The organism is Elusimicrobiota bacterium (assembly GCA_016721625.1).
GTDB lineage: Bacteria > Elusimicrobiota > Elusimicrobia > FEN-1173 > FEN-1173 > JADKHR01.
This window is the reverse complement of record JADKHR010000001.1, coordinates 222,250-247,316: the sequence shown is the minus strand read 5'-3', so window position 1 is coordinate 247,316 and position 25,067 is coordinate 222,250. Positions and strand designations below refer to the sequence as shown.

Below are 25,067 nucleotides of genomic sequence, written 5' to 3'. Positions count from 1 at the left end.
CTTGTCTCATCGGCCGGAAACCGAGCGGCGCCAGAGTCGGGTCGCTCGTTCCCACAGCCTTTCCCGGCGGACTCTCCCGGCCGCCACGGTCACATTGTCCCGCCCGCCCCGTTCCAGGGCCAGCTGAACGAGATTATGGCACATTTGAAACGGCTCCTTTGAATCCCGGAGAGAGGCGACAATGGCCGCGTCCTCCACCATTTTCGAAAGCCCATCCGAGCACAAAAGCGCCACGTCCCCGTTCCGGAGCGAAGGTTCCATGGCGTCCACTTCCACGGAGGCGGCCACCCCCAAGGCGCGGGTGAGGATGTTTCCCGCCTCGGAGGTCTCGGCCTCGGCGGGAGTCAAAAGGCCCCGCGCGACCTGCTCGGCGACAAAGGAATGATCCCGCGTGACCGAAACGATCCGCCCCCCCCGAAACAAATAAAACCGGCTGTCCCCCACATGGACGACCGAAAGGCGGGAACCGTCCATGAGCGCGGCCACGAGGGTGGTCCCCATCCCATGGCGTTCCGGCCGTTCCGCGGCGGCCCGAAAAATGACCTCATTGGCGATGGTGACCGCCGCCGCCAACAACCGGGTCCGGTCCGACCAGTGGAGCGGGATTCCATCACCGCCGGGATCTGGCCGGTCTGGAGCCCCCGAGCGACCTGCTCCCGCACCACGTCGACGGCCAGCCGGCTCGCCACTTCGCCCGCCGAGTGCCCCCCCATTCCGTCGGCCACCACCAGAAGTCCAAGGGCGTCATCCACCAAACAGGAATCCTCGTTGTTCTTCCGAACCCTTCCGGTATCCGACAACACCGCGGCGGCCAGTTTCATAGCGCGGTCCTTCCCGCCGAGGGCCCGGCGTCTTTCCCGTCGGGCACCGTCGCCGACGTAGGATCAGCGACTTTTTCGGGCCCGACCGAGAGTGACAGGGTCGACTCCGAAACCCGCGGTTTCGGCGGGTGGCTGGCCGGAGGAGGTTCCTCCGGTTTCTGAAGCGCGGCGCGAAGATCCCGCAACATTTCCCCCCCGCGCTGATACCGCAAATCGGGGTCCTTCTCCATAGCCCGGTCGATCACGGCCTTGAGCGCGGGGGTGATCCGGTCCGGCCTCTTTAAGCGAGGATCGGGATGGGTTTCGTTGGCGATCCTGAAAAGCAGGGTGGCGATGCTGTCGCCCTCAAAAGGTTTTTCGCCGGTCAACATCTCGTAGAGCATCACCCCCAGAGAAAAAAGGTCCGACCGACCGTTCACTTTTTTCCCCGACAACTGCTCCGGCGACATGTAGCTGGGGGTCCCGAGAACGGTGCCCGTGGCCGTCTTGGAAGACGCCGCGATGCGCGCGATGCCGAAATCCGTCACCCGGAGCGTCCCGTCCTTCAGCCGCATCACGTTGGCCGGCTTGATGTCGCGGTGAAAGACACCGTGAGCGTGGGCATAATCCAACGCGTCGGCGATCTGGGCCACATAGTCCACCACCTGGGGAACGGGAAGGAGGTTGGCTTTTTCCACGTATTTTTTCAAGTCTTCTCCATCCAAGAGTTCCATGGCGATGAAGGAAATGTCGCCGTCTTCCCCCGCGTCGAAGATGCGGATGATGTTCGGGTGGTTCAGGGTCCCCGCGGACTCGGCCTCCCGGAAAAATCGCTCGCGGATCGCCTTCGCCGATTCGGCGTCATTGTCATCGTCGAACCGAAGGGTCTTGACCGCGACCTGGCGGTTGATCTTGGGGTCCCGCCCGAGGTAAACAACGCCCATGGCGCCCCGGCCCAGTTCTTTTTCGATTTCGTATCGACCCAGGGTGGGCTTGGCGGCGCCGGCGCCGAAGACCACGGTGCCGCCCCCCTTCCCGCCCAATCCGCCGGCCAACCCGCCCGCTTCGCTGGCTTGCTTGGCGGCCTTGGAGCGTGCCCCGATGTCTTTAAACCCCGCATCGACCTGGCCGATGTGATCGTAAACGGCTCCCGCTTTGCCGAACTGGCGTTTGCGTTCGAAATCCAAGGCCAGGTTGTAGAGAACCTTCTTCATGTCCTCGTCCACCGGGCACTTCTGCAATTTTTCAAACGCCATGTCGAGCAGACCCTGGGATTGGTACGACAGACCGAGGCTTTTTTGCGTTTCGATGCTTTGGGCCTCCACCAAGTCCCGCCGCGTTTCCGTAAAGAAAAACCGCCGGACCGTGATCACAACGTAAGTGATGAACAAAAGAGCCAGAGGATAGAACAGTTTGATCCACCAACTCTTGGCGGCGAACAGGTAGACCCCGGCACCACCCGTCCCCAGAAAGAGAACCAGGGAAACGGCCAAACCCGCCTTTCCCTTCAAGCGCGGAAGAACGAACGTCACGAACAAACCGATGAGAGCCAGCCACCCATATTCCGCGCGAGGGGCCCAGGACGGGCGCGACAGAAAATCCCCTTCCCAAATATTGCGGAGCGCGGACAGAACGATCCCGTTGAACTGGTAAGCGGGATCCACCGGAGTCACGAAAGAACTGCCCAAGGCGGTATCCGTGATGCCCACCAAAACGAGTTTGTCTTTGAAAACCCGGGACGGGAGCCCGCCCTTCTCCCGAAGAATGTCGACGGCCGACTCTTTCTTGATGGAGTCGAACCCGCCCGCGAATTTGATCAACATTCGAGAATTCGAATCCAGGGGAATGCGGCGTTGTCCCAGAAGAATCTCGACTCCCGGCCGAACTTGGATGTCTTTGTTTTTGAGGTTCATCGCCACCCGGGCCATCTGAAGCGCCAGGGAGGGCACATACTGTCCTCGGAATTTCATCACGGGTGCATCCGCGCGGACCGCCCCGTCCGAATCCTGAATCACGGTGGTATGTCCCAAGCCTTCCGCCAGCGATCCGAATTCGGCCAGGGGCAAAAGCGGCATGGCTCCTTCCGGCAGGGCCCCGCCGCCATTTTCCACAACTTGTCCTTGAAGCAGGCCCGCGTTTTTCATCCGTTCCACCACCTCGGGAGGCTCCTCGCCTCCCGGCCCCCCCAAGGAACGAAAGTAAAACGCCAACAGAACCCGGCGGGTCTGGGAGAGCGTTTCCTTTAATCGGGCATCGCTGTCCAATGCCTTGGCGGCTTCCTCCATGGTCTGGGCGAAACCGCGAAGGTCGCCCAACGGAGGATCCTCCACATCCTTTTTATACCGCTTGTCTTTACGCAACCGGCGCCAGAGCGGACGGAGGGCCTCGTCTTCCCCTTCCAGCAAGGACTGGTATTCCTCCCGGAGTTCCCGGAGCGCGACCAGCCCCTGGTTTTCATCGGGTTCGGAAAATATAACCGCGCACCCCAGGGCCCTGGGTTCGCCCGCCGCAATGCGGCCCAAGAGGTCGGCAAAGACGCTACGGGGCCAGGGCCAACGCCCGACCGCTTCAATGGACGGGGCGTCGATGGCCACCAAACAAATGTCTTCGCTGGGAGGGGAATGGGCGAGGGCGCGGAGACGAAGGTCATAGAGTTTGTGTTCGAAGGATTCCGTAAAGGGGAGAGAAAGCGCGGCCAGGACAAAGAAGAGTCCGGTGAAAACAAGCCCGATGAGGGCGTCCCAACCCCCGAGTCGTTTCAAGCGAGAGGGCCCGTCCCGCAAACCATTTACTTCGCCCCGCCGGGGGGAGGCGGGGCCGTGCGAGCCCGGAGGGCTTCCGCCTTCTGCCGAATCCGGGCGGCCACCCGTTCCCTCAAGGACAATTCCAATCCGGGGTTTTCCCGCAAGAAGCGCTTGAAGGTGTCGTGGGGGACCATGAGGACTTCGGTGTTGTCCGCCGTGGAACGAATGGTCGCGTCGGCCGTGGTGGAATCCAGGAGCGATATTTCCCCAAAGAAATCGCCCGCCTTCAATTCCCCCAGAAGCACCTTGTTCCCGCCGGATTTCGAAAAGACCTGGGCGCTCCCGCTTTTCAGGATGAAAAAGTTGTGGCTGATCTCCCCCTGGAACACCACGGTTTGGCCGCTCTTGAAGGTCTGATGAACCAGTTCCGCCGTGATCTGTCGGATTTTGTCGTCGGTAAAAAAAGACAAAATGTCCACGTTCCGTTTAATAAACAGCGTATCATCGAATGGCATTTCGACTCATTTTGGGCGCCTTCCGCCCGCTCCGCGAGACCCTTTTTTACATTCAATCCGCCGCGGGTTTCCCCCGCTCAGACACCAGGATCGCCGTGGCCCGATCGAGAGCCACGTCCATGGATTCTCCGGCCCCGCGCCGTTTTATTTCCACATGACCCAAGGCCAATTTTTTCTCGCCCACCGTGACCCGCCAGGGGATGCCCAGCAGATCCGCGTCCTTAAACTTGACACCGGCCCGCTGGTCCCGGTCGTCGACCAGAACCTCCAGCCCCGCGGCGGTCAATTCTTTCTCCAAACGTTCCGTCGCCTCCATCAAGCGGGGCTCCTCCACGCTGAGCGGAAGTACCATCACGTCGAACGGCGCCAGCCCTCCCGACCACCGAATGCCTTCGGCGTCGTTGGACTGTTCGATGGCGGCGGCCACCACGCGGCTCACCCCGATGCCGTAACAGCCCATGACGAAAGGGGTTTTGACGCCCTTCTCCCCCAGGAACCCCGCGTTCATGGCCACGGAATATTTGGTCCCCAGTTTGAAGGCATGCCCCACTTCGATGCCCTTAAAGAAGCTTAATGCAGATTTGCATTTTGGGCAAGGGTCTTTTTCTTTCACCATCCGGATGTCGGCCACCCGTTCCGGATTGAAATCGCGGCCGGGGTTGATGTGGCGGAGGTGAACATCCGTCTTGTTCGCGCCGGAAATCCCGTTGACGACGCCCATCACGCTGGTGTCGGCCACGAGCGTCGCTTTCAGTTGGACGGGGCCCGCGAATCCCGGCTCGCAACCCGCCACCTGGCGGTAGACGTCGTTCCCCGCCTTGAACATCACTTTGGCCCCGAGAACCCGCTGGAGCTTATGTTCGTTCAGTTCCAGGTCTCCCCGGACGAGGGCCACCACCGGTTGGCCGTCGGCCACGTAGAAAACGGTTTTGATGAATTTTTCTTTCGGCGCATTCAACAGCTTGGCCACCGCCTCCACCGACCCGGCCCCGGGCGTGGAGACCTCCTCGGGCGGGAGCGCATCGCCGGACTCCGCCGGAAGCGGCAGGGATTCGGCCCGTTCCACGTTGGCCGCGTAGCCGCAGGCCGCGCAAGAAGCGATGGTTTCCTCCCCCGTCTCCGCCAGAACCATGAACTCGTGGGAAAAGTTGCCGCCGATGGCCCCCGTGTCCGCCTCCACCGGTCGAAACTTAAGACCGCACCGGGTAAAAATGCGGGTGTAGGCCTCCAGGACCATTTTGTAGGTGGATTCGGCGCTGGCCTCGTCGGCGTGAAAAGAATACGCATCCTTCATATAAAATTCTCGGGCCCGCATGACGCCGAACCGGGGACGAACCTCATCCCGAAATTTGGTTCCGAACTGATACAGGAGAAGCGGAAGCTCGCGATAAGAACGAACCTCCCGTCGAACCAGGTCGGTGATGACTTCCTCGGCCGTCGGGGCCAGACAGAATTCCGTGTCCTTGCGGTCTTTCAACCGCATCATTTCCCGACCGTAGGCTCCCCAGCGGCCGGACTCTTCCCAAAGGCTCTTGGGCTGAACCACCGGAAGCCAGACCTCCAGGCCCCCGACGCGGTCCATTTCCTCCCGAACAATTCGCTCCACCTTTCTCAAGACGCGCAAACCAAACGGAAGCCATTCGTACAACCCGCTGGCCACTTTGCGGATCATTCCCGCCCGAAGCATCAGCCGCGCCGAAACCGTATCGGCGTCCGACGGCAATTCTTTGAGTGTGGGAAGGAGATACCGGGAGAGTCGCATGGCTTACTTGGGTTGGACCGCGACGGCGTCGGAGGGTTTGACCCTCATCCGCTGAATGTCGGAATAGGTGGCGAAGACCAGGATCCCCAGAAGAAGGGAGAGCCCCACCGCGTTCGCGGCTTGGACGGCTCGGCGCGTCACCGGTCGGCGGAAAATGCCTTCCCAAAGGAAGAAAACCAAATGGCCTCCGTCCAACATCGGGATAGGGAACAGATTGAAGAGACCGATCCCGAGAGAAATCAAGGCGATCAAGAAAAGATAATCCTGAATGCCGCTCCGGGCTGATTTGGATATAACCGTGGCGATCCCGATGGGCCCGGCCAAATCGGGTTTCTCCCGGTGGACGATTTTTTCTCCCAAATACGACAAGGTGTGCCGGGTCCAAAACACCGTCTGTTGCCCCCCCGCCATCAACGCGGAACCGAGCGGCATGGGAGCGTACCCCATCACGGGGGAGATGCCGATCAACCCCTGGCCCGTCGGTGTATCCCGGCGCGGCGTCACCACGAATTCCATTTCACCGCCCCCCGGACGGCGGACGCTCATCTGGATCGGTCGATCCGGGTTCAGATGGATGATTCCGGCCACCTCGGACCAGGCGGCCACCGGCTTCCCATCCACGGTCAAAAACCGGTCCCCCGGCTGGAGCCCGGCGGCCTTCGCCGGAAACCCTTCCACGAGATCGCCCACCACTGGATCGGTGGACGGTTGGGGGTTTCCCCAGAGGAGAAAAACGAAACTGAACAACGCGTAAGCCAACACGTAATTCATGGCCGGCCCGGCCACGACAATGGGGATCCGCCGATACCAAGGCTTGGCGAAGAACTCCCGGGGATCGCGCACCGCCTTGGGATCTCCGCCCGGTTCCATTTCCCCGGCCATGCGAACTTCTCCCCCCAGGGGGATCCACGCCACACAGTAGCGCGTCTCCCCCCATTGAAAGCCGAACATTTCGGGTCCCAGCCCGAACGAAAAACGATCCACTCGAACCCCGGACTTTTTGGCCACAATGAAATGCCCGAACTCGTGGACAAACACCACCAAGCCGAAAGCGAACACCACGCCTAAACCGCCGATCAATAGATCCATCGTTGTCTCCCTTTCATCTCAATGCGGTTCAAAAATCGAATTCCGTAGAAGCCATCCCCGCGATTCGTTACGCCAAGAGCGAATGGGCCTCGCGCCGGGCCCAGGCATCCGCCGCCAGAATGGCCGGCAAACCCCGTTCTTTCCCCGACGGTCGCCGCCGGTCCATCACCGCACGGCAAAGCCGTGGAATGCCGGTGAAAGAAAGCCGGCGATCCAAAAAGGCCTGGACGGCGACCTCGTTGGCGCCGTTAAACACGGCGGGCCACGCCCCCCCCCGTCGACCCGCTTCCAACGCCAAGGACAAACAGGGAAAGCGATGAAAATTCGGTTTATGGAATTCAAGTTTCCGAATTTCGTCCAATTGCAAGGGACGCACAGGCGTTGGACGGCGGTCCGGGTGGGTGAGCGCGTATTGGATCGGAAGGCGCATATCGGGATGAGACAGCTGGGCCAGCATGGACCCATCCTCAAATTCCACCAAGGAGTGCACGATGGATTGAGGATGGATCACGATTTCAATTTTGTCCAGGGGCACGTTGAAAAGATGGTGGGCCTCAATGGCCTCCAACCCCTTGTTCGTCAGCGTGGCGCAGTCGACGGTGATTTTGCGGCCCATCGTCCAGGTCGGGTGGTGGAGCGCCTCCTCCACGCTCACGTTCGAGAGCGACCCTTTCCGACGATAAAATGCGCCGCCCGAGGCGGTTAAAATCAATCGACGCACGCCGGCGCCGGGCCCGGTCCGGCCTCCCAGACATTGAAACATCGCGGAATGTTCGCTGTCCACCGGAAGGATTTCGGCCCCGTGGCGGCGGGCGGTTTGCATCAGAAATTCGCCCGCGACAATCAACGCTTCTTTATTGGCCAGGGCGACCTTCTTGCCGGCCCGCAGAGCGGCCACCAGAGGAGTCAGACCCACCGCGCCCACCACCGCCGACAGGACCAACTCCACCCCCGGCCAGGCCGCCGCCTGGACCAACCCAGGAAGCCCCGTCTTCACGCTCAACTTGAGCCGGCGACCCCGCGCCCAACGGGAGAGAATTGAACCCGCCTCCGGTTCCCCCACCACCGCGAGAGCCGGCCTAAATTCCATGATTTGCCGTTGGAGCGCCGGGAGGTTGGCCCGCGCCGAAAGGGCGGAAACGCGGATCGAATCGCCACCGCGGTTCAGTCGGCGTACGACGTCGAGCGCGTTCATACCGATGGATCCCGTGGATCCCAGGATCGCGATCCGCCTCAAAACATCCCCACCTTGCCGACCGAGATCAAATAGAAATACAAGAAAGGCGAGGAAAGCAAAAACGAATCAAACCGATCCAAAACGCCCCCATGCCCCGGCAAAAGGGCCGAGGAATCTTTCACGCCGAAACACCGTTTCATCAAGGATTCGGCCAAATCCGAAAACTGGGCCAACACCCCCAGGACGATGGCCAAAACAACAATTTCGCCGCGACCGAAAAGGTCTTTCATCCAAGTTTCGCGAAGGGCCAGAGAGACGAGAACCGCGGCGACCAGGCCCCCCAGGGCCCCCTCCCAGGATTTTTTGGGGCTCACCGCCGGGGCCAGGCGATGCTTTCCAATGGACATCCCCACCGCCCAGGCCGCCGTGTCTTGGGTCCAAATCAACACCACCAAAAAGAGCGCGGCCTGAAACCCGCCGTTTCGAAGAGCCTCCGTGGTTCCACGCAAATCGCGCAGGAGAGCAAAATACCCCAGCGGCCAAACGATCAGGAGGAGGCTCGTCAGCGACATCGCCAGCCGCAACATGGAGACCCCTTTGTCTTTTCGAAATAATTCCCGCAAAACCAGAATCAACAGCGCCAGCATGACGGCGAAGGCCGGGGCCTGGGCCTCGAAGGGAAGTTGATGCCGCACCCCCGGGAAAAGGAGGGACAGCGTCACGGCCCCCCCCGCCACGATCCCAGCCATTCCTTGGGTGGCATACCCCCCCGCCTCCGCCATGTGTTGAAATTCCCACAAAGCCAAGAGGATCAACATCCACATGAAAACCATAAAGGGGACGCTCCCCAGAAACAACGCCCAAAGGAACAGGGGCGCCAGGACCAACGCAGTGAGGAGGCGAGGAAGCACCATGGGTCAGGCGGCCCCGAAACGACGCTCACGCCGCTGGTAGTCCGCGATCGCGTCGCTGAACTGTTTCTTCCGAAAATCCGGCCAATAGACGGGTGTGACGTAAAGTTCCGTGTAAGCGGACTGCCAGAGGAGGAAGTTCGAAAGCCGGTATTCGCCGGAGGTCCGGATGAGAAGGTCCGGGTCCAGGAGGGGCGCTGTTTGAAGATGCCGGGAAATGGACTCTTCTGAGATCGTCTCCCCCGCCGCCAACGCGGCTCGCGCGGCGTCGACGATTTCCTGTCGTCCTCCGTAATTCAAGGCCAGCGTCAAGAGGACGCCCCGGTTTCCGGACAACGCGTCGATGGTTCGCCGAAGCTCCTTTTGAACCGACGCGGGAAGCCCTTCGATTCGCCCAATGGCCCGGAGTTGGACACCGTTCCGGTCCAGCTCCCGGACCTCCCTGCGCAGGGTGTGAACCAGGAGACTCATCAACCCCCGCACTTCTTGCGGCGAACGGGACCAATTTTCCGTTGAAAAGGCGAAGAGGGTGAGCGCTTCGATTCCCCATTCTCCCGAGACACGAACGATTTCCCGCACGCTCTCGGCCCCCGCCCGATGCCCCATGAGCCGAGGCAGACCGCGTTCTTTTGCCCACCGCCCGTTGCCGTCCATGATCACCGCCACGTGGCGCGGCAAGCGGGACCGATCGAAGCCGTCAGGAAGAACGGCCGGAGCAAAGGATTGTCCGTCCCCCCCCCGGGGGGCTGTGGACTTTGGAGAGCGGAGAAGGGAAGGCATGGAAGGGTAAGAGCCTAAAAATCGACCCTTAACGGAAATCTCGAAAAACCAATGAAGGGCGAACGCCTCGATTCAATCTTTTTCTCGCGGGCTTAAATGGTCAGAATGTCTTTTTCCTTGGCCGCGAGCCCGTCGTCCACTCGCTTCACGTAAAGATCCGTCAGGGCCTGAAGGGCTCCCTCGGCGGTTTTGCGTTGGTCCTCGGTCAAGACTTTATCCTTTTCGGCTTTCTTGATCTTTTCCATGGCGTCCCGCCGGTCGTTACGGATGGCGACACGGAAATCTTCGGCGATCTTGCGGACCGCCCGAACCATTTCTTTCCGACGCTCTTCCGTCAGCATGGGGATCACCAAGCGGATGAGTTTTCCATCGTTGTTGGGCGTGAGCCCCAGGTCGGAGGTTTGAATGGCTTTCTCAATGGCCTGAAGCGATCCCACGTCCCAGGGTTTGATTTCAATGGTCCGCCCATCCGGCAACCCCACGGCGGCCAACTGCTTGAGCGGCGTGTGGGTCCCATAATAGTCCACCTTGATGTGATCCAAAAGAGTTCCGGTGGCGTGGCCCGATCGGAGGGCCGAAAATTCCTGAAAGAGCTTTTCCAGGGATTTTTTCATTTTCCCTTCGGCTTCGTTGAAGGTCGGCTGGACGGCGGGGGGGACGTTGGACATGGCGTTTCCTTTCCGTTTACGGGGTCACGAGGGTTCCCACGTTTTCGCCCGAAATGGCCCGGCGAATGTTCCCGGGTTCCTTTAAGTTGAAGACGCGGACAGGGATTTTGTTTTCCAAACAAAGCGAAAGCGCCGTGGCGTCCATGACGCCCAACCGGTCCCGCAGGGCCTGGAGCAGAGTCAAGTTCTTGTATTTTTTGGCGCGCGGATTCTTATGGGGATCGGCGTCATAAACGCCGTCCACTTGCGTGGCTTTCAGAACGGCGCCCGCCTCGATTTCCGAGGCCCGGAGCGCCGCGGCGGTGTCCGTCGAGAAGAAGGGGTTCCCCGTCCCGGCGGCGAAAATAACGATCCGTCCTTTTTCAAGGTGCCGAATGGCACGCCGCCGAATGTAAGGTTCGGCCACCTTCGCCACTTCCATGGCCGACAGGACGCGCGTCGGCACCCCCGTCTGTTCCAAGGCGTCCTGGAGGGCCAGGGCATTCACCAGGGTCGCTAACATGCCCATCTGGTCGGAAATCACCCGGTCCAACTCTTTTCCCTGCCCGCGCCCGCCCCGCCAAATGTTTCCGCCCCCCACCACCACCGCGATTTGGTGGTGGGCTTTCCGCGCCGAGTTCAGTTCCTGGGCGATCCGGAACAACGCGTCCACGTCGATCCCCCCTCCTCCCGAGCGGCCCAATAGAGCCTCGCCCGAAAGTTTCAGGACGACGCGGCGGACGGGTTTCAGTTTAATCTTCCTCGCCCACTTTCAAGCGGACGAACCGGCGAGGGATCAGGGTGGCGCCCACTTTCTTCGACACCTGCTCCACCACCTGCCCCACCGTGGGAGGTTTTTGACCCTCCACCGGCTTTACAAAAGGTTGTTCCATCAAACAGAACTGACCGTAGTATTGTTGGATCTTCCCTTGCACGATCTTATCCCATATTTTTTCGGGTTTGCCCTCGCGCCGAGCTTGTTCCTTGGCGATCGCCCCTTCCTGCTCCACCACGTCCGCCGAAACATCCTCCTTCCGGACGAACCGCGGGCTCGCGGCCGCGATCTGCATGGCCAGGTCCCGAGCCAGGGCCTTGGCTTCCTCTTTTTCAAGCGCCGCCGCGCCGTCCCCCGCCACGCCGAGCTCCAGGAGTACGCCCACTTTCCCATAGGGGGCCGACGGATGGATGTAGACGGCGAAAATCCCGGGGGCCACCCGGTCGAACCGGGTGAAACGGCCGTTCCGCAATTGAATGTTTTCTTTGACCTTCGCCGCCACGTCCCGCAAACGGTCCTGCGGGGCGTCCGCCGGCGTCTTCCAGGCCGGATTCGCCCGGCCGGCTTCTTGGGCCAACTCCGTCAGGAAATTCTGAAAGTCCTCGGTGCGGGCCACGAAGTCCGTCTCGCAATTCAGCTCCATCAACACCGCGGATTTTCCCGCCGGGTCAACGTAGGACGTCACGAGCCCGTCCCCCGTCACGCGCCCGGAGCGCTTGGCCGCCGAGGCCGACCCTTGCTCCCGAACGACCAAGATCGCCTTTTCAAAATCGCCGCCCGTTTGGGTCAACGCGCGCTTACAATCCATCAACCCCGCCCCGGTTTTTCCCCGGAGCTTGGCCACCGCTTCGCTTGTGATCTCCGCCATGGTCCGATCCTCCGCCTAGTTCCCGGCCGGGGTGGTTCCGGCCGCCAAGGAACCGGATTCCACGCCGTCCGTCAAAAGAATTTCTTGTTCCAACACCACGTCTTCCGACACCAGCGGGTCCTTGGGTTTGGAGGATTCCCGCCCTTCCAGGATGGTGTCGGCCACCAATTTGCAGAATAGCCGAACCGAGCGAATGGCGTCGTCGTTGCCGGGCATGGGATAGTCGATCAAGTCCGGATCGCAGTTGGTGTCGCAAATGGACACCACCGGGATTTCCATCCGCCGGGATTCGGTGACCGCCGTGATCTCTTGAACGGGGTCCACGACGAAAAGGACATCCGGAAGCCGGGACATGTTTTTGATGCCGTCCAGGGATTTCCCCAACCGTTTGATTTCTTTCTCGCGTCGTAGCCCCTCTTTTTTCGACAAGGACGTGAAAACGCCGCTCTGTTTCATGCGCTCCTGTTCTTGTAGCCGTTTCGCCGACCGGCGGACGGTCTCAAAGTTCGTCAACGTGCCGCCCAACCAACGGTCCCGCACGAACGGCATATCGCAGCGCGCCGCCTCCTGCGCGATGGCTTCGCGGGCCTGTTTCTTCGTTCCCACAAAAAGGAATGTTTTTCCCTGCGCCGCCATGTCCCGGACATAGACGAGAGCCTTTTTAAGCTCTTTGACGGTTTTTTGAAGGTCGATGATGTGAATATTGTTGCGGCTTCCGAAAATATATTTCGCCATTTTCGGGTTCCAACGCCGGGTTTGGTGTCCAAAATGGACCCCGGCTTCCAACAGGGCTTTCATCGATACGGTGGCCATGATGCCTCCTGAATGTCGCGTCCTCGCCTCCACGAAAAAGAGCGGTCCCGCAAAGGACCGCTCTCACGCGGACGCCAACGATGGTCTCGGAACCAAGGGGTTCCGGACGACGCGCGGTTTTTCTCCGCTCGTGGCGAGCGGCCTCCACCCTCTTCACTCGCCGTCGGCCCCAGAGGGGAACCCCAACGGCCATCCAAAGGTGTGTGAGATAGGGCCCGGCGAGAATCCTCCTCGCCAAACCCCTTCCTTGCAACAGGTTTATTTTAGCGCATTGCCCGTCCCTCCGCAAGCGGCGGGAGGAGCCCCCGAGCCGAACCAACCCTCTTTATTTCATTCGGGGACAAGGCCTCTTCCCTTAACCGAGGAACTGCCGCCAGCCTTGGTCTTTGAATTTTCACTTTTTGTCCTCGATGAGGGCGATTGAGTTCATGATACGGCGAATTGTCTTTTCGTCCTGTTCTGCTAATGGGTTCTTTTCCGTTTCCGGACCCTTAAGGAATCTCTTGTTATACGTTGCCTCCCAGGTTACGATCACATCCCCTTGAATGAAATCCTTCCGATACAAAGTTTCCTTGGGCAAATCCAATCGGTCAAGATCCGGATAATAATCCCTTTTCCATTGCGAAAAATCCGGTTGGCTTGCCCCGCCGAATAACCCCTGGGCGGGCGTCGTTGATCCTTGAACCCCATTTTCGGAAATCCGTTTCCAATCCGGATATGAATGCGCGTCGCAGAAAATCTGAATAAGATACTGGGTTTCGGTCAAGCCCCCCATGCGAATCGGGTGCAGTGCCATAAGAGTATCGCTTCCCAGAACCCGTATCGTCTTCTTCGGCACTTCAATCTCAAACGTCAGACTTGGACTTGGTTTCCCCCCAATGAAGGGGTGGGAATGAACGGTTCGAACTTCCCATTTGTCCGTATTCGTGCGCCTCAGACCGTTGGGTCCAATTCCGGAGATCAGTGCGGCCGGGATGAGGAACGCAACAAGAACAACTCCACCAACAAGAACAACCCCACCGATGACGATGTCAACCGCCGCCGCTGGGATCAATAAAACCTGTGCAAAATAAGCCCAGGGAGCCCGTTCGTCTGGGATCCCCGTGAACTCACTGAATTGTAAAAGCTTTACTCCTTGATCCGTCTTGTATGGAAGGGCCCGATCCATAGGATAGATGAAAGCGGCGTTGGAAAATTGGGGCGGAAGTTCATCGGGGGAAGCGTCCCGATTCCAAAAATGACGCGGGATCATTTTCCATCCCTCGCCGATGGTTGAATTCATGGAGACAAGCTCCTGCGGGTAATAGCTGATACGAGGCATGTCCCGCAAAGATTTCCCGTCTTTAAAAACATATCGGTTGAATCGACCTTTCCGTCCGACGAGGGTTGCTTGGATGGCAATGCTCCCATCCGGCGCAACAGCCGCCATATGGCTTTCTAGCTTTCGCGGTGTCAGTCCCAATTGGCCAACCTTTGGCGTGACACACCCAGAGGTTAGAAGGAAAATAGAAAGCCAGACAGCCACCAGTTGGTTTAGAAAGGGAGATGGGTATCGTGCGGTAAAAGAAAGTTTAATCAAACTCTTAGCCATTCGTTATCTCTGAACGATGATCTTCTTGGTCCAGTGTTTTCCGGCGGATTCGATCCGGAGCAGATACACCCCGCTGGCCACGAGTCGCCCCTCCGCGTTCGTGCCGTCCCACAGGCTTCGGCCGCCCACGGCCGCCGGAAGCTTCCGGACCAGGCGTCCATCCATGGAAAACAGTTGGGGTTCCGCACCCTCCGCCACCGGGGCGACGCTCAAGGGGGATCCTTTCGCCGGGTCGAACGGAACGGGAAACGCCACGGGGGCGTCCCCCGACACTTTCGGATCGGCGTAGGAAAATCGAAGGATGCTGACCGACGCTTTCCCGAAGAGGGACTGAAAGGACCGGAAGGAATCCGCCGCCGTTGACGTCGCGGAGACGTCCGAAACGGGAACCGGACGCCGAACGATGGCGAGGGGATCGGCCGGCGTGTTCTTCGCGTCCAGGGACGGACCGGAAAGAACGTCTCCCCCCAAACATCGGACCCATCCCGGAAAATGATCGAACCGGATCGCCGTGGAAATATCTTCGGTCGGGCTCCGGTTCACGACGAACACGGAGACGTCCCCCGTCGCTGGGTCCGCGCTCGCCGCCACGTCCAGCAGAGGCACGTTCGTTTGAGCGGACATCCACCCGATCGCGGGGGAAGAGAAGGTGGCCACGGAGGTCGTCGGGTTGAGGAGAGCGCTTTTCCTATTTTCGGCATACAGGCCCAACACCAAAGAGGGCACGCGCTCCACCACGATGTGCCGGCCCGCGGCGTCGCTCGTGTTCATCAAGAGAGACCCCGATTCGTTCAGAAGATCGTGCTGGGTAGCGAAGGAGATCTTTTGCCGAAGAAAGGCGTTCTGCATCCCGGCCCAATAGAGCCCAGCAGCCCAGGTTTGGCCCAGCGCGGTGTCGTCGGCGGTGGCGGTACTGGCGGGGGAGACCCCGTATTCCGTCACCGTCCGCTGGACCGAGGCCGGAGCCGCCGCCGAGAGTGCGGCCATTTCCGACTCAAAATAAAATGGAGCTGCCGCGAGGACCTGGGCGACGACGGAAAAGGAAGGGTTCCCGGCGTCGGGGCCGGGCGCGTAATAGTGGCTGGCGATGAAATCCATGCGGGGGCCCGCCCCCGTTAAAAGGTCGGCGTCCCAGTCCGGGTCCACGAACCCCGCCACGATGGAATCGGAGGGTTTCGCCCCCCCCACCGCGCCCACGAGGATCGAGGGGTCCTTGGCCTTCATGGCGGCGGCGAAGGACTGAAAAACGGAGATGTAATTGTCCGTGTTCCCTTGGGTGTATCCATTCGCGTGAGCCTGGGCCCCCGGTTCCGGGGCCTCTTGGTTCCAAAGTTCGTTGCCCACTTCCCAATAGGTCACATGGTAAGGCGCCGAACGCCCGTTGGCGGCGCGGCGGGAGCCCCAGAAGGTCCCCCCGTCGCCGTTGCAGTATTCCACCCAGTTGGCGGCATGGGCGGGCCCGGAAGCGACGTTTACGGTGAGAAGGGGCGTCCACCCCTTCCGTTCGCACATTTGGAGAAATTCGTCGACTCCGACATCGTTGGCGTAGGGTTGCTTGTCGAAACCGGCTCCGGCGTTGGCGGTGTAGTAAGCCTGGACCGGGACCGTGGCTTCCCGCGTATCCCGAGGGCCAATGGCCTTGGACCAATCATACGCGTTGGCTTCGCTCCCCGCTGGAAACCGCATGAATTTTAAATGGACTCGATCCAGGGCCCCGTCCAAGGGTTCCCCCGGGATTCCGGCCCCCGCCGGGACGAGACTCAGTTGGTCCACCCAGACGGTTCCGGTCGAGAGGAACTGAAGGACGAGGAACGCGTTGCTGGTGGACCCCGTCACGGAAAAGTCAGCTTGTGAGCGGGTCCAAACCGCACCCGTGCCGGAAACCGTCACAGGAGCCGCCAACGGCGAAAAACTCACCGTATCCAACAAGGAAACCTTCACGCCGCCCCCGAAAGTTGAACTTTTCGTCCACATGGAAAAACGATAGGTCTCACCCGGGTTCACCCAGACACCCGCCACGATCAGGGCGGCCACGGACCCCGGTGGAAGAGTGGACACCGCCGCCCGAAGGGACGCCTTTCCCCCGTAGGCCTCCGACGTGACTCGGCTCATACTCCCCGCCGCACCGCCGATCCACGTGGAGACCCAAACTTGGTTTTGCGACCATTCAAAGGATCGGTCCAGGAGCCGTTCCCCATCCAGGTGTTTTTCCGGATGGCGGTTGTCGTAAATATCCATATTGGAGCCGAAAAACGTTCCCCCGGACGGGGAGAGATGATCGAAATCCAGCGAGACCTGGGCGGACCCCGCCCGCAGAGAACCGGGGAAAATTCCCATGGCTAAAACGAGAACACCCGCCGAAAAAAGTTTTCCTGGAAGCTGGGTCATAGAACCCTCCAAAAAAGAAACCCCGGGGCGAACGCCCGGGGTTTCTTGAAATAACAGTGGTCGGGCAATGAAACTATTTCGGGGTGATCTTGATGGCCACCACGGGGCAAACGCTCTCGCAGGCCATGCAGAAAATGCAAGCGTCCTCTTTGGCGGGCGCGGCTTTCTTGGCGGAGGCGGGATGGCCCGGCGTGTCCACCCAGGCGAAAACGTTCTCCGGGCAGGCGTCCAAGCACGCGCCGTCGGCGATGCAGAGGTCGAAGTCCACCGCCACCCAGGTGCCATGGATCCCGAGTTTGGCGGGCGGCTCAAAGGGGCTCCAAATTTGATAACCGAACTTTTCATCTTTCTTAACCACTTTTTGATTTTTCTGGAAATCGGGGTCAATGGCAGCCATGCGGGTTCTCCCTTAATTTGTTTGGATTCAAAATTGAAACCTTAATTTACAACAAGCCGACGTTCCCTGTCAAGGCTCCAGAAACCGGGCGAACAAGACGGAAACCTCAAAGAGCGCGTACGTGGGCAGAGCCAAAAGCAGTTGCGAAAAAACGTCCGGCCCGGGCGTGAGGATCGCGGCCACCATCAAGATGCCCAAAAACGCGTGGCGCCGATAGCGAACGAGCACGGCGGCCCGCACCAATCCCCAGTGGGCCAAAGCGCCGATCACCACCGGAAGTTGAAAGAGGATCCCCAAGCCGAAGGAGGTCCATAGGGCGAAGCTCACGCACGCTTCCACGGAAAGCGTCGGCCGGATTTCCGGCGATGAAAACCCAACCAGAAAACGCATCCCCGCGGGAACGATCACGAACCAGCCCAACGCAGACCCCACCGCGAACAACATGTAAGAAATGGGAAGGGCGCCGAGTACCACCCGACGCTCGCTCACCGTGAGAGCCACGCCGATGAATCGCCACAGGTGATAAAGGAGGACCGGCGCTCCCAAAACCAACCCAAGGATCCCCGCCAGCCTCAACTGTGCGCCAAAGGCTTCCGTCGGGGAGAGGAACACCAGGGGCCCGGTGACCCGCGTCATTTGCACGATCAAAATCCGGCTGAGGTACCATCCCGGCACCACCAACCCGCCCACCGTTGACAGGCTCCAGATGAGCCGTCCCCGCAATTCCCCCAAATGCTCCGACAAAGGACGCCCCCGGTCCAGGGGCGTATCAGAGGGAAAATTCGAGGTTGACATGAGTTTTTTCACAGGGGGTAAAAGACGCAAAAGCGGGCGAAAAAGCCGCGCACAGCGGAAGGAACCTCAATCGGTTCGAAGGATTACGCTTGGGGGGGGGCAGGGGGCCGGACCGAAGGGGTCCCGCTTCCTTCTTCTTCCCCTTCTTTCAAACCTTTCTTAAAAGCGGAAATGGCCTTTCCAAGACTTTTCCCCAATTCAGGAAGGTTGTTCGGGCCGAAGAAAAGAAGCGCGATCAACAAAACCAAAAACAGTTCCTGCCATCCCATACCAAACATAAGAGCCTCCTAAAAAATCAAACCCTTCGGTCGGACAAACGCCGCGCCACATCGAGCAAGAGCGCCTTCGCGGGGAGATCCGGAAGGGGGGCCAGAGCCACCTCCGCTTCCCCCAAAAGCGTCCGAACTTTTTCCTTTGAACGCGCCAGCACCCCGGAACGCCTTAATTCCGCGATAAATGCGTCCACCCGCCCGTTGGGGTTCCGCAAGGTATCCTGGAATCGGCCCCGCTCTTTTTCCGTTGAAAGGCCCGCGGCGAAATCGATCAACGGCAGGGTCATTTTTCCGTGGATGAGGTCCGTGTGCAGGGTTTTCCCCACCACGGCCTCGTCCCCCTCAATATCCAAAATGTCGTCGACGATTTGAAACGCCAGGCCCAAGCGGTCGCCGAACGTTTCCAAGGCCTTCAGGGATCCCTCCGGGAGGCCGGCCAGCATCCCGCCCGCCCGGCAGGCCGCGGCCATCAAGGAAGCGGTTTTTTTTCTCAGGAAGGAAAGGTAAAGCTCCTCGGACAAATCGAAGCGGTAACGGGTTTCGTATTGGGCAATCTCCCCTTCGCACATGCTCATGGTGGCGCCCGCGAAAAGCGTCATCAGGTCCGAAAGCCGGAGACCGCTCAATCGCTGAAACGCCTCGGCGTACACGTAGTCGCCCAGAAGGACCGCGGATCCTTCTCCGAATTTGACTCCCACGGTGGGCCGTTGGCGGCGGATGACCGCTTCGTCCACGAGATCGTCATGGATGAGCGTGGCGATGTGGATCATTTCCACCGCCAGCGCCGTTTCCCGAAGGGCCGCGCGGTCGGTTTTCCCAAATTGAGACCCCAGAAACACCAACGCGGGCCGCACCCGCTTGCCGGAACCCGTCAAAACATAATCCGTCAGCTGGGCCAAAAAACCCGTTTTGGACCGGGCCACGCCGGACAGAGTTTCCTCTATTTCCGCGAGAAAAGACGTCAACTCCCGAGCTTCCTCGGCCCGCAACACCGGTTCCAATAATTTGAGGACTAGGGCCATACGGCCTTGACGAGCACCAACAGAAGATTGGGAAACACCCCCACCCCCACCGTGGCCAAAGACGTCACACCCAGGCACCCCCGCACCGGCAGAGACAGGGAAACCCGCTCCATCCGCGAAGCCGGAACAAAGAACATCACTCTCACAATGGAAAAATAATAGGCCAAGGAAATGACGCTATTGACGGCGCCCACCACCGCCAGCCAGACCAGGCCGGGAGTTTGAAGAACGGCCGAAAAAAGAGAGAACTTACCAATGAACCCAACCAGGGGAGGAATGCCGGTGAGGGACAGGAGAAAAAAGGTTGTCAAGAGGGCCAGAGGAAAGGAGCGGAAAGCCAACCCGGCGAAACCCTCGATGGATTCCGTTTTCGCGTCCTCGGTCACGGCGATGACGCTGGCAAAGGCCCCGAGATTCGTGAACACATAGGCCGTGAGGTAAACCAGAACCGACCGCAGACCGGCCGGACCCGCCGCCACGATCCCCATCATCACATACCCCATTTGAGCGATGGACGAATACGCCAAGAGACGTTTGACGTTGGTCTGTCGAAGCGCCGCCAAATTCCCCACGGTCATGGTGAGCGCGGCCAGAACCGCCAGGAGCGTCGAGACATGCAAGGCCCCATGGTTTTGAAACACCCGGATCATCAAACCGAACGCCGCCGCTTTGGGCGCCACCGAAAGGAAAGCCGTGATCGGGGTGGGCGCGCCTTCGTAAACATCCGGGGCCCACATATGAAAGGGCACCAGCGCCAACTTAAACCCGAATCCCGCCAACAGGAAGAACAGTGCTCCCGTGAGGGGGAGCGCCGGAAGGCTCGCGACGCCGGGGCCGAAAAGGGAGCTCACCGACGTTCCGCCGGTTACTCCGTATAGAAGGGACATTCCATACACCATGAGGCCCGAAGAAAAAGCCCCCACCAGGAAATATTTGATCGCCGCTTCGCTCCCCCGCCGATCGTCCTTTCGGAAGCCCGTCAAAATGAAGGAGGTCACGCTGACCAGCTCGACGGAGATCAGGATCATCAGGAAATCATTGGCCGACACCATCAGCAACAGCCCGACCGAAGACAGCAGTAAAAGGCCGGCAAACGTGCACCAGTGAAACGGATGGTCTTCCGTTCCCTCGAAACCGGAAAATCCATGGCAAAGAGCCAAGACCAGCAAGACCGCGCCCAGAATCAAGACCTTCAGAAACCGCCCCCCGGCGTCCAGCGTCTCAACGTTGAACGCCGTTCCGTCCGAGCTGTCCAACACCAGCCATGCGCCGATCCCCAAGGCCAACCCGGCGATCCAAACCGAAAGGCCTTTCCGCTCCTGCCGGCCGTTGTCCAATAAGAGCAGGAAAACGGCGGCGGCCGTCAAAAGAAGTTCAGCGCGGATGAGGGAGAGCGAAGCGATCATGGGGTTTCCTTCAAGCCCCTGGGGTTACCCGCCCACCACGTGCCGGATCAACTGTTCCAGGGTGGGCCCCATCATCTGAAGAAGGAAGGCCGGATAAACCCCGATCAAGATCGTGAGGGACACGAGCGGAACCGTGGTCCACAATTCCCGAACGCTCATTTCTTTTAGGTGGCCTTCCCATCGGGGATTGAACGGCCCAAGAAAAACATCCTTGATCAGTTTAAGGAAAAACGCCGCCGTGACCACGATGCCGATGACGGAGAAACCCACCCAGAGAAGTTGGGTTCGGAGGCCGAAGCCGCCCAGGTAACAGAGGAACTCCGAAACGAATCCCGCCAGACCCGGCAAACCCAGGGACGCCATGGCCTGAACCGTCATGATACCGGCAAAAATCGGCAACCGGGCGCCGAGTCCGCCGAACTCGTCGATATTCCGGGTATGGGCCTGGTCGTAAATGACACCGACCAAAAGGAAGAGACTCCCCGTAATGATCCCGTGGGTCACCATTTGGAGAACCGCACCGGAAAGCCCTGCCGCAGGGTTCGTTCCGGTGATCGAGGCCATGCCCAGCAGGCAGTACCCCATGTGGTTGACCGAGGAATAGGCCACCATGCGTTTCATGTCTTTTTGACTCATGGCGCAGAAGGCGCCGTAAACGATGTTGATGAAGGCGATGATTAAAAGAAAGGGCATGAACCAGCGCGTCGCTTCGGGGAGGATGCTATAAGAAACCCGTAGCAGGCCGTATGTTCCCATTTTCAACAACACGCCCGCCAGGATCACGGACACCGCCGTGGGGGCTTCCACGTGGGCCAGGGGCAACCAAGTGTGGAAAGGGAACGCGGGAACCTTCACCGCAAACCCGACGAAAAGCGCCAAAAACACCCAAAGGAACCGAGGCCCCACAAACGTCGTGGATTGTCGCGCCAACTCAACCATGTCGAACGTCCGAGGTTCGCTGGAGAAATAAAGGGCCAAGATTCCCAGCAACATGAACACGCTTCCCGCCAAGGTATAGAGGAAGAACTTCACCGCCGCGTATTCTTTCTTCGGTCCCCCCCAAATCCCGATCAAGAAATACATGGGGACCAGGGTGATTTCCCAGAAAACATAAAACAGGAACATATCCAGAGAAACGAAGACCCCCAACATTCCGGTTTCCAGCAGGAGGAACCAAAAGAAATATTCTTTGATTCGATTTTCAATGCCGAAGGACGCGATGATCGAAACCAATGAAAGAAGCGTGGTCAAAAGCACCAGCGGCAAAGAAAGGCCATCGACGCCCAAGGCGTAATGAATGCCAAAGGTCGGAATCCAGGAGCAACGCTCCACCAATTGCATGTGGGCCCAATCGGCCGTGGCCGCGTCAAAACGCATCCACGCCAAAATCGATGCCACCAGGGCCGCCCCGGCGGCCAGCACCGCCACGGCGCGGATCAGCCCCTTCCGTTCTTTAGGAAGAACCAGAATCAAAAGACCCCCGACCAACGGGAGAAAAGTCGTTACGCTTAACATATACGGTCGCTCCTCAGGAATTTATCCAAAAACACCCGCGGCCCAGAGCACCAACGCGCCCACGCCCAAAGCCGCCGCCAAAAGATAATTCTGCACCGCCCCCGACTCAAGGGAACGGAAGGCCGCGCCAGCCCGCAGGGCCAGCCAGCCGAAACCATCGACAAATATTCCGTCCACGATGTGGTCGTCCACCCATCGCTGAACCCGCGAGAGTTTTGTCCCCAACCGACCGACCCCGTCCACAAAAAACTGGTCGAGAACGTTATAGTCAAAGGCCGCCAACACCCGGGCCGGTACGAAACAAAACCAATCGGCCAGTTTTAAATAGAACCGGTCGAAATAACGAACCGTGACGATTTCGTAGAGCGCGGGAAACCGGGCCGCCACACGGGCCGGGTCCGGCGAATTACCGATGTACATCGTAAAGGCAAGACCCAAACCCAAAGCGAGGGCCGCCAAGGAGGCGGACAAAACCAACGCGTGGGCCCCGCCGTGGGCCCCCTCCGCCAGGGCACCGGGGAGAGACACCCATTTTTCCAGAGGAAAGGGGTATTCCAGCAGGAAGCCCGTGACCACGGAAAATACTGCCAAAACCATGAGCGGGTATATCATGCTGGGCCCGCTCTCCTCGGCATGGCCGAACCGATGGGCATCCCGAGGCGAACCCCAAAACGTCAGAACCATGAGCCGAGTCATATAAAACGTGGTGAGAAAAGCCGAGAAAACGGCCACGCCGAAAAGAACGTATCGATGGTCTTCCAGGATGGCTCCCAGGATGGCCTCTTTGCTGTAGAACCCGGACCCCACATAGGGGAACCCGATAATCGCCAGCCACGCGCAGATCATGGCGATGGCGGTGACAGGCATTTTTTTGGCCAACCCGCCCATGAGCGGCATTTCGTTGGTGTGAACGGCGTGGATCACACTTCCGGCCCCCAGGAAAAGAAGGGCCTTGAAGAAGGCGTGCGTGGTTAAATGAAAGATACCCGCCTGGGGACTTCCCACCCCCATGGCGATCACCATGAACCCCAATTGACTGATGGTGGAGTAAGCCAGCACTTTCTTGATGTCCGTGGCCGTTAAGGCACTCAAGGCGGCCCCCAGGGCGGTGACCCCGCCCGTCCAGGCCACGATCGTTTTGGCCACCGGCGACAGAGCGAAAAGGAAATGAAAGCGCGCCAGTAAAAACACCCCGGCGGCCACCATGGTGGCCGCGTGGATCAGCGCCGACACAGGCGTGGGGCCTTCCATGGCGTCCGGCAACCACACATGAAGCGGTACCTGGGCGGATTTTCCCACCGCCCCGGCGAAGAGCAAGAGAGCGATCACGGTGGCCAGCGCCGGGGAAATCTTGGCGACGTATTCGCTCCCGATGATTCCGAAGTTCAAAGTCCCGAGGGTGGTGAAAAGCAGGAGCAGGCCCAAATAGAAACCCACATCGCCCACCCGGGTCGTGATAAACGCTTTCCGGCTCGCGTAAGCCGCGGCGGGCCGCTCGAATTCAAAACCGATCAGAAGGTAGGAGGAAAGTCCCATCAACTCCCATCCCATGAAGAATTGAAGGAGGTTGTTAGCTACCACCAGGATCAACATGGCGGAGGTGAAAAATGAGAGGTAAGCGTAATAGCGCGAGAAGCGGGGCTTGCCGTGCTGGTATCCCAGGGAATACACCTGCACCAGGAAGGAAACCACTGTCACCACCACGAGCATCAGCGCCGCCATGCCGTCGATCATGACGCCCATTTCCACCCGCGCGTTTCCCACCGTGAACCAATCCCAGGTGGCCTCGAAGAATCGCCCGGAAACGCCCAGCTGGTTGAGAACCTCGGGATGGGCGTAGACCGTTCCCAAAATACCGAAAGAGTGGGCGATCCCCCAACCCGCGGCCAAGATCCCGAGCCAAGCGCCCCCCAAGGGAAGCCTCTTCCCGAAGAACAGGATGACCAGAGAGGCCAGGAGAGGCAAAAGAGGGATGAGATACGCGTGGTTCAACATGTCAGCCTTTTAGGAGGTCTAGATTTTCAGCCAAGACCGTTTTAAAGTTTCGATAGATCGCCAAAACGAGAGCCAATCCCACCACCGCTTCCCCCGCGGCCAAGGCGATCACGAACACCGCGAACCCCTGCCCCCAGGGTTGGCCCGGATGAAGATAACGGTTGAAGGCCACGAAATTAATGTTCGCGGCGTTGAACATCAATTCGATCCCGATCAGAACGCTGAGGATATTACGGCGCGAAAGGGCGCCGAAGATCCCGATGCCCAAAAGCGCCGCTCCCACCATCAAGTAACCGATCAGGCCGACCATTAGGCCCGCGTCCTTTTTCCGAAGTGAATGGCGCCCACCAAAGCGGCCAGGAGAACCAGCGATACCGCCTCAAAAGGAAGCGCCAGGTCTCGAACCAGCACGAGACCCAAGGCTTCCGTCACCGGCTTCGTTTCCCCCAAAGAAGCCGCCTCGGGCAACTGGCGGAAAAGGGTGGCCAAGAGCGCCGTGAAAATACCGGCGAGAAGAAGGCTCCACACCCATTGGCTGTTGACCTGTTTGACAACCCAATCCTTGGGACTCCCCGAAAGCAGAACCACGAAAAGAAGAAGCACCGTAATCCCCCCGGCATAGACCAAGATCTGCGCCACAAAAAGGAAATCCGATCCCAGCATGGCAAAGAGCCCCGCCACACCCGTCAAGGACACCACCAGCCAGAGCGCGCAATGGAAAATATTTTTCAAGCTCACGGCCAGAACAGCCGGAACGAGAACCATTAGAACCAACAACAGGAACACCGCCGCCTCAATCATAAGG

General features: G+C 59.6%; 23 protein-coding genes. All 23 read right to left on the bottom strand.

What is annotated here, in order from left to right; genetic code table 11:
* Nucleotides 1-6: 6 nt before the first annotated feature.
* Nucleotides 7-573 (bottom strand): serine/threonine-protein phosphatase, encoded by a 567-nt coding sequence (locus IPP35_00950; protein ID MBL0057708.1) that lies wholly within the window; start codon nucleotides 571-573, stop codon nucleotides 7-9.
* 244 nt (nucleotides 574-817) lie between these two features.
* Nucleotides 818-3,562, bottom strand: a complete 2,745-nt coding sequence (locus IPP35_00945; GenBank protein MBL0057707.1) for a CHASE2 domain-containing protein — start codon at nucleotides 3,560-3,562, stop codon at nucleotides 818-820.
* A gap of 26 nt (nucleotides 3,563-3,588) precedes the next feature.
* The gene (locus tag IPP35_00940) at nucleotides 3,589-4,059 is read right to left on the bottom strand and encodes a cyclic nucleotide-binding domain-containing protein (GenBank protein MBL0057706.1); all 471 of its coding nucleotides are present in this window, start codon (nucleotides 4,057-4,059) and stop codon (nucleotides 3,589-3,591) included.
* A 52-nt stretch (nucleotides 4,060-4,111) separates the two neighbouring features.
* Nucleotides 4,112-5,821 carry a proline--tRNA ligase gene (locus IPP35_00935; GenBank protein MBL0057705.1) on the bottom strand — a complete coding sequence of 570 codons (1,710 nt, stop codon included), beginning with the start codon at nucleotides 5,819-5,821 and terminating at the stop codon, nucleotides 4,112-4,114.
* Between the two features lie 3 nt (nucleotides 5,822-5,824).
* Nucleotides 5,825-6,910, bottom strand: coding sequence for a site-2 protease family protein (locus IPP35_00930; GenBank protein MBL0057704.1), 1,086 nt, complete (start codon nucleotides 6,908-6,910; stop codon nucleotides 5,825-5,827).
* A gap of 67 nt (nucleotides 6,911-6,977) precedes the next feature.
* On the bottom strand, nucleotides 6,978-8,147 hold the full coding sequence (locus IPP35_00925) for a 1-deoxy-D-xylulose-5-phosphate reductoisomerase (protein MBL0057703.1): 1,170 nt from the start codon (nucleotides 8,145-8,147) through the stop codon (nucleotides 6,978-6,980).
* Nucleotides 8,144-9,001, bottom strand: a complete 858-nt coding sequence (locus IPP35_00920) for a phosphatidate cytidylyltransferase (GenBank protein ID MBL0057702.1) — start codon at nucleotides 8,999-9,001, stop codon at nucleotides 8,144-8,146. The genes IPP35_00925 and IPP35_00920 overlap by 4 nt, the downstream gene beginning before the upstream one ends.
* Before the next feature lie 3 nt (nucleotides 9,002-9,004).
* Nucleotides 9,005-9,778, bottom strand: coding sequence for a di-trans,poly-cis-decaprenylcistransferase (gene uppS / locus IPP35_00915; protein MBL0057701.1), 774 nt, complete (start codon nucleotides 9,776-9,778; stop codon nucleotides 9,005-9,007).
* A gap of 92 nt (nucleotides 9,779-9,870) precedes the next feature.
* Nucleotides 9,871-10,446 (bottom strand): ribosome recycling factor, encoded by a 576-nt coding sequence (gene frr, locus IPP35_00910; protein ID MBL0057700.1) that lies wholly within the window; start codon nucleotides 10,444-10,446, stop codon nucleotides 9,871-9,873.
* A gap of 16 nt (nucleotides 10,447-10,462) precedes the next feature.
* Entirely contained in the window at nucleotides 10,463-11,182 is a 720-nt protein-coding gene (locus IPP35_00905) for a UMP kinase (GenBank protein MBL0057699.1), read from the bottom strand.
* Entirely contained in the window at nucleotides 11,178-12,068 is an 891-nt protein-coding gene (gene tsf / locus IPP35_00900; GenBank protein MBL0057698.1) for a translation elongation factor Ts, read from the bottom strand. Before tsf ends, IPP35_00905 begins: the two co-directional genes overlap by 5 nt.
* 15 nt (nucleotides 12,069-12,083) lie before the next feature.
* A complete protein-coding gene (rpsB, locus tag IPP35_00895) occupies nucleotides 12,084-12,881 on the bottom strand; it encodes a 30S ribosomal protein S2 (GenBank protein ID MBL0057697.1) in 798 nt (265 codons plus the stop codon).
* A 394-nt stretch (nucleotides 12,882-13,275) separates the two neighbouring features.
* Complete coding sequence (locus IPP35_00890; protein ID MBL0057696.1) at nucleotides 13,276-14,472, bottom strand: hypothetical protein; 1,197 nt, start codon at nucleotides 14,470-14,472, stop codon at nucleotides 13,276-13,278.
* 3 nt (nucleotides 14,473-14,475) lie between these two features.
* Complete coding sequence (locus IPP35_00885) at nucleotides 14,476-16,860, bottom strand: hypothetical protein (GenBank protein MBL0057695.1); 2,385 nt, start codon at nucleotides 16,858-16,860, stop codon at nucleotides 14,476-14,478.
* A gap of 73 nt (nucleotides 16,861-16,933) precedes the next feature.
* Entirely contained in the window at nucleotides 16,934-17,257 is a 324-nt protein-coding gene (locus IPP35_00880) for a ferredoxin family protein (GenBank protein ID MBL0057694.1), read from the bottom strand.
* Nucleotides 17,258-17,326: 69 nt separating this feature from the next.
* Complete coding sequence (tatC, locus tag IPP35_00875) at nucleotides 17,327-18,001, bottom strand: twin-arginine translocase subunit TatC (protein MBL0057693.1); 675 nt, start codon at nucleotides 17,999-18,001, stop codon at nucleotides 17,327-17,329.
* A gap of 134 nt (nucleotides 18,002-18,135) precedes the next feature.
* The gene (locus tag IPP35_00870) at nucleotides 18,136-18,330 is read right to left on the bottom strand and encodes a twin-arginine translocase TatA/TatE family subunit (protein MBL0057692.1); all 195 of its coding nucleotides are present in this window, start codon (nucleotides 18,328-18,330) and stop codon (nucleotides 18,136-18,138) included.
* A gap of 17 nt (nucleotides 18,331-18,347) precedes the next feature.
* Nucleotides 18,348-19,346, bottom strand: coding sequence for a polyprenyl synthetase family protein (locus IPP35_00865; GenBank protein MBL0057691.1), 999 nt, complete (start codon nucleotides 19,344-19,346; stop codon nucleotides 18,348-18,350).
* Complete coding sequence (locus tag IPP35_00860; protein MBL0057690.1) at nucleotides 19,337-20,752, bottom strand: NADH-quinone oxidoreductase subunit N; 1,416 nt, start codon at nucleotides 20,750-20,752, stop codon at nucleotides 19,337-19,339. The genes IPP35_00865 and IPP35_00860 overlap by 10 nt, the downstream gene beginning before the upstream one ends.
* Nucleotides 20,753-20,776: 24 nt before the next feature.
* Nucleotides 20,777-22,267: an NADH-quinone oxidoreductase subunit M gene (locus IPP35_00855; GenBank protein ID MBL0057689.1), complete on the bottom strand. Its 1,491-nt coding sequence runs from the start codon at nucleotides 22,265-22,267 to the stop codon at nucleotides 20,777-20,779.
* A gap of 21 nt (nucleotides 22,268-22,288) precedes the next feature.
* Complete coding sequence (gene nuoL, locus IPP35_00850) at nucleotides 22,289-24,262, bottom strand: NADH-quinone oxidoreductase subunit L (protein MBL0057688.1); 1,974 nt, start codon at nucleotides 24,260-24,262, stop codon at nucleotides 22,289-22,291.
* A gap of 1 nt (nucleotide 24,263) precedes the next feature.
* Nucleotides 24,264-24,572, bottom strand: coding sequence for an NADH-quinone oxidoreductase subunit NuoK (gene nuoK / locus IPP35_00845; protein MBL0057687.1), 309 nt, complete (start codon nucleotides 24,570-24,572; stop codon nucleotides 24,264-24,266).
* A complete protein-coding gene (locus IPP35_00840; protein ID MBL0057686.1) occupies nucleotides 24,572-25,063 on the bottom strand; it encodes an NADH-quinone oxidoreductase subunit J in 492 nt (163 codons plus the stop codon). The genes nuoK and IPP35_00840 overlap by 1 nt, the downstream gene beginning before the upstream one ends.
* Between the last annotated feature and the right edge of the window lie 4 nt (nucleotides 25,064-25,067).